Raw genomic sequence first — 7594 nt, 5'->3', positions numbered from 1 at the left:
CCGCAGTGCGTGTAGAGATCGAAGTGGATGACCCGAGGGGCGGGCGGACCGGTCACGGCTCTCACCCGGTTGTCCGAGGACCGGGTGGTCGTCCTCGCGGGGGCGCGGCTCCGCTCCCTGGACCCGCGCACCGGACACCTCGCGGAAGGGCCGCTGATCCGCGAGGGCGCCGATGACGTGGCCGAGGCACCGCAGTTGATCCCCGGCCGCGGAGACAGGTGGGTTCTCGTCAACCCCGACGGAACCGGCGTCACACCACCCCTCCTGGGGGTCGGCTCCTGACCGAGGCGGCCCGAGGCCGGCCGGCGCGGGGTGACCGTGCGATCACCTGGAAGCGGATCGTCGCCGCACGCCGCCGGCGGTCGTACACCCCCGGCTCGGCTTGAATGCGGGGGCCAGCAGCGGGGCCAAGGTCGTGACGTGGGCCCGGTTCAGCCAACGGGCCCGAGTCACGACCAGACGATCGCCCGGGAACATTCCGGTGAAACGGCCGCCGCGGCGCGGCCTGTTGGACAGAATCCTGGGCATGTCCGACAACTCGCTGTTCATCGCCGGCCTGACGGGTGTCACGGCCATCGCGGCCAGTTCGCTGGCGAGCTGGCTGACCAGCAGGGGAAACGCCGACGCGGCGCGAATCCAGGTCAGCGCCACCACACAGGCGCAGCGCCGCGACGGGGTCCGTCAGACGCGCCGCGCCGCGTACCTCAACCTCATCGAACAGGCCCAGGTGGTCGCCGACGAGCTGAGGGGTGTGGACGGCCTGTCGACGACCGGGTGTACGGCGGCTCTGGCCGCGCACCGGGACCGGCACAAGCAGTTGCGGCGGACCGTGACCCTGATCGATCTGGAGGGCCCGTCCTCGGCGCAAGTCGCCGCAGCGAATCTGTTGATCATGTCGGGGACGCTCGCCACCGCGCTGGCGGCCACTGCCGAGAACAGCTGTCGGGAGAACCGGCGGGAGTTCCAAAGGACGCTGCGCGCCTACATTCGGCTGATCGGGCCCTTCGTTGCCGCGGCCGCTGCGGCGCTCGAGGAGACGTAGCGCGTGACGGGGCACAGTGGGGGACGGATCCGACCAGCGGCAGGAGCCGGGTCAAACCTTTCCCGGGCCGGCGGCGCAGGTGCCGTGGCGGACCGCTCAGCGCCCGCCTTCCCCCCGGGCAATGGGCTGTGCGAGCGTCCGTGTATCGGGCCTGGGTGCAGCGGGGTGCAGGGCGAGGGGGTCGAGTCGATGTTCACGGCGAAGTCAGATTCCTTCACGGGCGAGCCAGTCGGCGATCGCCGCGGTGATGGGCTGACCGGTCGCCAGCTCGACGAAGCCGAACTGGCCCGACTGGTTGCACTCCAGGAACCACCAGGTGCCGTCACCGTCCTCCGCGAAGTCGAAGGCACCATAGGCGAGTCCGGCCTGGTCCATGTAGTCCCGGACCGCCCGCGTGATCCGCGGGGGCGGTTCGACCGGGTGCCACTGCGCCTCCTCGGGGCTGCCGAAGCGGCCGTCCACCTGGTCCGGGCCTGCCTTCTTACTGGCGGCGAACTGCCGTGCCCCCACGCAGGTCAGCCTGATGTCGGCGCTCTTGCGAACGTATTCCTGGAGCAGGGTGGGTCCCGCCGAGACCGACGAGAAGTCGGGGTCCGGCGGGACCATGGTGGTCGGCAGCACCATCGGCGGGTTTCCCGGATGGGTGCCGGAGACGGACTTGACCACCAGCTCCGGGTGCTGCTCGGCGAACCGTCGGGCCGCCTGCGGGAACGTCGTGATCAGTGTGGCGGGCACAGCGAAGCCCGCGCGGTGCGCGGCGAACAGCTGCCAGGGCTTGTAGCGGGCCTGCTCGGCGGCGGCCGGATGGTTCATCCACGGTGCGGACACACAGCGCAGGGCCCCGTACAGGGCCCGCTCCGCCTCGGTGGTCAGCCACTCCGGCTGCTCGGAGCGCTCCGCGGTACCCGCGCCCGGCGTACCGGGGCGCCGGACCCACACCGAGCGCAGGCTGCTCATGCTCACCACACGCCCCTGTACGGACAGGAAGCCGTGCATGTCGCCGCGCACGTACTCGGTGGACATGGAGACCTCGCCGGGCAGTGCTGCCGGGTCCAGCCGCACCACCGGCACTGCTCGCTCGTGCAGGGCTGCCACCACCAGGTCCGCTGTCACGTCCTCCGGGACGGTCAGAATCAGGACGGTCATGTCGTCTGGGGTCTCAGTCGTCGAAGTGGGTCTTGGAACCGGCGGTGGAGGCGGTGGAGCCGGTGGCGAGCAGCATCGCGGGGTCACTGATGACGGGTCGTCCGTCGGCCAGGACGTTGAGCTGCTGCGCGCAGTTGTAGGTGTAAAGGATGGGGAAGGTGTCCGGGGTGGCTGGCCGGGCATGAATCAGTGCGAACGCTCGCATGGCTTCTCCTCTGTCACGTCGGGCCGGCTGGCGTCCGGCACGTATGCCCAACTACGGCTTTACGTATGAGACTTGTTCAGCGCCCGCCGTGTTCCCGTTACTGATGTGACGAAGGTAACTATGCGTGTTTGGAGTGCGCTACTTCGCGACTCTCTGTTACATTCCGGCTCTTGAGGGTGAGGGCCGCCGCCTGCGAGCACACTGCCGAGTCGTCGCGCGGTGGCGCGAGGGCTCGGCTGGACCACGGCGCCGAGCCCGACCGGTACCTGCCCCGCCCGGACGCCCGCTGTAGGCGATCCGGTCAAAAGGTGCGAAATGAGGGGGTGGCTGTCAGCATCAGCCGCATGACGGCACCCTCTTTCACGGACACGACGGACTTCGACGACGCCGACCGGGGATTTGTCGCCGCGCTGGAACCCGCGGTGATCAAAGCTGCCGACGGTGGCGTGGTCTGGGACTCCGACGTCTACGCGTTCCTGGACGGGGAGTGTCCGCCCACGGCCCATCCGAGCCTGTGGCGGCAGGGTCAGCTGTGCGCCCGGCAGGGCCTGTACGAGGTCACCGAGGGGATCTACCAGGTCCGTGGCCTGGATCTGTCGAACATGACGATCGTCGAGGGCGACAAGGGTGTCATCGTCATCGATCCACTCATCTCCGCCGAGACCGCCGCCGCCGCGCTGGCCCTGTACCGCGCGCACCGCGGCGAGCGCCCGGTGACCGCGCTCATCTACACGCACTCCCACGGTGACCACTTCGGTGGAGCACGGGGCGTACTGCCGCACGGGCACGACCCGGTCCCGGTCATCGCCCCCGCCGGTTTCCTGGAACACGCGGTGAGCGAGAACGTCTACGCCGGCAACGCCATGACGCGCCGTGCCGCCTACATGTACGGTGCCACGCTGCCCAAAGGCCCGGACGGACAGATCGGCGCAGGCCTGGGAATGACGACCTCGCTCGGCACGATCACCCTGGTCGCACCCACCGTGGACGTCACCCATACGGGCCAGGAGGAGACGGTCGACGGAGTGCGGATCAGTTTCCAGCTCACGCCCGGCACCGAAGCGCCTTCCGAGATGAACTTCCTCTTCCCCGATCACCGGGCGCTGTGCATGGCGGAGAACGCCACCCACAACATGCACAACATCCTGACCCTGCGCGGTGCCGTCGTGCGGGACCCGAGGATCTGGTCGCACTACCTGGACGAGGCCATCGAGCTCTTCGGCGACCAGGCAGATGTCGCGTTCGCCTCCCACCACTGGCCGACCTGGGGCAAGGCGGACATCACCGCATTCCTGGCCCTCCAGCGCGACCTGTACGCCTACCTGCACGACCAGACCCTGCGCCTGCTCAACCAGGGCCTCGTCGGCTCCGAGATCGCCGAGCAGCTGACCCTGCCGCCGGCGATGGAGCAGTCCTGGGCAACACGCGGCTACTACGGATCGCTCAGCCACAACGTCAAAGCGATCTACCAGAGATACATGGGCTGGTTCGACGGCAACCCCGCCCACCTGTGGGAGCATCCGCCGGTGGACCAGGCGCAGCGGTACGTCGACTGTCTGGGCGGAGTGGACGCCACCGTTGCCCTGGGGACGAAATACGCGGCCGACGGAGATCTGCGCTTTGCCGCGACTCTCCTCAACCACGCCGTCTTCACCGACCCCGACCACGCCGCTGCCAAGGAGGCCCTGGCCGCCGTCTACGAACGGCTCGGCCACGGAGCCGAGAACGGGACCTGGCGCAACTTCTACCTCACCGGCGCCCAGGAGCTGCGGGGTGCCCCCGGGCGGACCGAGCTCGACGCGACCAATCCCGAGATGGCCATGGCCCTGACGATCGAGCAGCTGATCGACTCCCTGGCCGTCAGGGTCGACGGGCCGCGGGCCTGGGAAACGCAGCTGACCATGGACTGGCACCTGACGGACGAGAACCGCGCCTGGCGCATCTCCTTGTCCAACGGCGCTCTTACCTACCGCGCCGCCCCTGCGGCGCCCCAGGATCGGCCGGGCGCCGCGCCGGCCGACTTCACGGTACGCCTGACCAAGCCCCAGCTGCTCGGATTGCTGGCCGGCCGCGGATTGGACGGCATCGACCATCAGGGCGACCCGGGCGTCCTCACCCGACTGATGGCGCTGCTGGACACCCCGGACCCCGACTTCCCGATCGTCACGCCCTGAGGCGGTCGCAGTATCCGCACCGCCCGGCCCAGCCGGACGGCCGCCAGAACCGCTCACCGCACCACTGATGGGAAGGGCCGGGCCGTGAGCGAAACACCGACCCTCGATGGTGAGGACGGACGCGATCGGTGCGCTGACCGCGTGGGCGCTGATCGTTCCCGAGTGCGAGGCCTACGCGCAGATCGCCGGCGTCCCGGTGCAGAACGCCTTCTACGCCGCGCCGGTGGCCCTGATCGCCTACGCGCTGTCCGGAACATCCCGTCTCCTCGTGGTCGGGCGCGACCTCTTTCGTAGGTTGATCAGAGGTTACGGCTGGATCGTCCGGCGCAGGAGCAGGGTGACGAATCCGAGGGTGCCCCGGTAGCCGTGGAGCCAGGTCTCGCGGTGTTCGGCCGCTGCCCTGAGGGCTTCGCCGCTGTCGGGGTGCTCGGGGTGGTCCAGGGCCCACCGGGAGAGGGTTCCGGTCCAGGACCACTCGTAGGCGTCCCATTCCTGGAGGGTGCTGACATGCCCGTGGAGGGGGGTCCAACCGTCGGCCACGATGCGGTCGACAGTCGTGGCGAGATCGTCGTAGTCATCGGCGGTGAAGCCGGAGTCGAAGGTTGTCCGGCCGGGTTCGCGTTCCCAGAAGCATGCGCCGAGGAGGATGCTTCCGCCCGGGGCGAGATGTCTGCGGGCTGCTTCCAGGGTGGGTAGCAGGCCGCCGAAGGCGTGGGTGGCGCCGATGCTGAGGACCAGATCGTAGCGGTGCGGGGAGGTGAACCCTTCGGCGTCCTGGTCGTGGAGGACGATCCGGTCACCGAGCCCTGCTTCGGCGATGGTGCGCCGGGCGGCGGCGATGGTTTCGCCGGCGTTGTCGACGCCTTCGGCGCGGAGGCCCGGGCGAGCGGTCTGTGCGCGCACCAACCAGGTACCCGATCCGCATCCGAGGTCGAGGAGCCGAGCCTCCCCGCGCGGAAGGGCCCGGTCGAGGAGCGTGTGTACCGAGTCGTCGCTGAGCGGGGCGGCGATGGGGTGGTCGGCGTGGGCGATGGCGCTGATCCGTTGACGGTCCATGACGGCATCCTGCCGCCTGCCTGCCTCGTGAGCCTCACGGTTATTGGCAGGTAGCTGTCCCGATCGACATCGACAGCGAGGCGAGTGCCGTGATCGGCGACCTGGTTTTTTGAAGCCCTTGCCTCAGCGCCTCTGCGGGGGGATCCCCCCGCATCGCCCTGAGGACAGCGCATCGGCACGTCGGGGGGAGAGCCGGATGGGCCGATCCCTTCCTTGCTGGTGGGATGGTCGTCGACCAGCGGCTTCGGGAGCGGAAGACCGGGGGCCACAGCCTGATCGCTGAACGCGCGGGCAGCTTGAACAGGACGGGGAATCATCATGCGGGATTCGGGGAGACGTCGGCGGGACCTGTTGGTCCTGAGCAGCCTGGGCGCGGTTCTCCTGGCCACGTCGACCGGCACGGCGGCGGCGAAGCCTCCGCCGTCCGATCCGCTGCAGCAGCAGGTGGATGCGGTCCACCACACCGGGGCCGTTGGTGTGGCCGCCGAGGTGACGTCACCGACGACACGGGACGTCGCGCGCGCGGGGGCGGCCGAGAAGGGAACCAGGCAGCAGGTGCCCCTGAACGGCAGATTTCGGATCGGCAGCGCCACCAAGACCTTCACCGCCACGGTCGTACTGCAACTCGTCGGCGAGGGGCGCATGTCCCTGGAGGACACCGTCGAGCACTGGCTGCCCGGAGTCGTCCAGGGGAACGGCAACGACGGCAACCGGATCACCGTGCGGCAGTTGCTGCAGCACACCAGCGGCATCCATGACACCGGACCGGACATACCCGCGTTGACCAGCGCGGACGGCTATCGAGCCGAGCGGTTCCGCACCTACACCATCGAGGAGTTGGTGCGGCTGGCCATGCAACCCTCGCCCAGCGTCGCCCCGCACGAGGAACCATGGGCGTATGCCAACACCAACTACCTCCTCGTCGCGCTGATCACCCAAAAGGTCACCGGCCGGAGTTGGGTGCAGGAAGTGAACGACCGGATCATCCGCCCCCTGGGCCTCAGGGACACCAGTGCGCCCGGCTCCTTCCCGTTCATCCTGGGCCCGCACGCCCACGGCTACGCGTTCGACGGCAGCACCGACGTGACGGTGCTCAATTCGAGCATGGCCGTCGGCTCCGGATCGATCATCAGCACCGCGCACGACCTGAACCGGTTCTACGCCGCGCTGCTCGGCGGCCGCCTGCTGGCTCCGGCGCAACTGGACGCGATGACGACCACCGTGAACGCGCCCGAGCTGGGCATACGGTACGGACTCGGCCTGGCCGAGATCCCGTTGTCCTGCGGTGGCAACTACTTCGGACACCGGGGCGAACTGCTCGGCTACATCACCTGGGGTGGAGCCACCCGAGACGGGACCCGGACCGCCGTGGTGTACGTCAGCAGCGACGGCGGACAAGACACCGAACAGGCCATGACCACACTCATGGACCAGGAACTGTGCCGCCCGCGCTCCTAGTGCCGCCCCGCGTTGATCCTACGGGGGTCGCTGGGCGGACGAAGGCGTGTATTCAACCGCGCCGAGGGTTACTTATGCTCCAGCCGCCCCAGCGTGTGGGCGTCGGCGAGGACGGTCCGGGCCATCTGCCAGTCGGTGTGGTCGATGCCGGTGATGTGGCGTAGGTAGGCGAGGGTGACCTGCTGGACGAGGGCGACGCGGCTGGGGTCCTCGTCGGTGGTCTCTGCTGCCCGGTAGCCGGAGATGCCGCCGAGGAAGTGTTCGCCGCCGAAGACGGTGAGCAGGCTCTTGTTGCCGCGGCTGAGGGTGTAGGGGTCGCTTGTCCAGGCGGGTCCTCGGGTGGTGAGCGGGAGATCGTCCTTGTCGCCGGCGACCACCAGTCCGGGGGCGGTGATGTGGGAGAAGTCCTGGTCGCGGAGCCAGGGAAGGTATTCGTGGGCGAAGGGGGTCAGTTCGTCGCCGCCCTTGCCGGCCGTGGCCAGCGGGATGCTGGCCATGACCCGGGAGTCGGAC

General features: G+C 69.2%; 8 protein-coding genes and 1 pseudogene. 5 read left to right on the top strand and 4 right to left on the bottom strand.

The genetic code is table 11. From position 1 onward, the window contains the following. Positions 1–27 precede the first annotated feature (27 nt). Both O3X23_RS40315 and O3X23_RS40310 read left to right on the top strand, forming a co-directional pair. Positions 28–282, top strand: a complete 255-nt coding sequence (locus O3X23_RS40315) for a hypothetical protein (protein ID WP_269279091.1) — start codon at positions 28–30, stop codon at positions 280–282. Between the two features lie 244 nt (positions 283–526). Continuing rightward, the gene (locus O3X23_RS40310; protein WP_269279088.1) at positions 527–1042 is read left to right on the top strand and encodes a hypothetical protein; all 516 of its coding nucleotides are present in this window, start codon (positions 527–529) and stop codon (positions 1040–1042) included. Positions 1043–1246: 204 nt separating this feature from the next. Here the strand turns inward: O3X23_RS40310 and tgmB are convergent, their stop codons facing one another. After that, positions 1247–2188: an ATP-grasp ribosomal peptide maturase gene (gene tgmB / locus O3X23_RS40305; protein WP_269279085.1), complete on the bottom strand. Its 942-nt coding sequence runs from the start codon at positions 2186–2188 to the stop codon at positions 1247–1249. Positions 2189–2201: 13 nt separating this feature from the next. After that, complete coding sequence (locus O3X23_RS40300) at positions 2202–2393, bottom strand: hypothetical protein (RefSeq protein WP_269279082.1); 192 nt, start codon at positions 2391–2393, stop codon at positions 2202–2204. Positions 2394–2737: 344 nt separating this feature from the next. On the opposite strand from O3X23_RS40300, the gene O3X23_RS40295 reads away from it, so the two are divergent. Continuing rightward, positions 2738–4567 carry an alkyl/aryl-sulfatase gene (locus O3X23_RS40295; protein ID WP_269279079.1) on the top strand — a complete coding sequence of 610 codons (1830 nt, stop codon included), beginning with the start codon at positions 2738–2740 and terminating at the stop codon, positions 4565–4567. 106 nt (positions 4568–4673) lie between these two features. Next, positions 4674–4931, top strand: coding sequence for a SulP family inorganic anion transporter (locus O3X23_RS40290; protein WP_269279075.1), 258 nt, complete (start codon positions 4674–4676; stop codon positions 4929–4931). On the opposite strand, the gene O3X23_RS40285 is transcribed toward O3X23_RS40290, so the two are convergent. Continuing rightward, the gene (locus O3X23_RS40285) at positions 4874–5623 is read right to left on the bottom strand and encodes an SAM-dependent methyltransferase (RefSeq protein ID WP_269279072.1); all 750 of its coding nucleotides are present in this window, start codon (positions 5621–5623) and stop codon (positions 4874–4876) included. The genes O3X23_RS40290 and O3X23_RS40285 overlap by 58 nt on opposite strands. 318 nt (positions 5624–5941) lie before the next feature. Here O3X23_RS40285 and O3X23_RS40280 point away from each other — a divergent pair, with 318 nt between their 5' ends. Next, on the top strand, positions 5942–7081 hold the full coding sequence (locus O3X23_RS40280) for a serine hydrolase domain-containing protein (protein WP_269279069.1): 1140 nt from the start codon (positions 5942–5944) through the stop codon (positions 7079–7081). A 68-nt stretch (positions 7082–7149) separates the two neighbouring features. On the opposite strand, the pseudogene O3X23_RS40275 reads toward O3X23_RS40280, so the two are convergent. Beyond that, positions 7150–7594: pseudogene (locus O3X23_RS40275) on the bottom strand (chlorophyllase); the annotation flags it as partial.

The organism is Streptomyces sp. H39-S7, from assembly GCF_027158205.1.
GTDB lineage: Bacteria > Actinomycetota > Actinomycetes > Streptomycetales > Streptomycetaceae > Actinacidiphila.
Note: the sequence above shows the minus strand (reverse complement) of the source record. Positions and strands in the feature narration are given on the sequence as shown.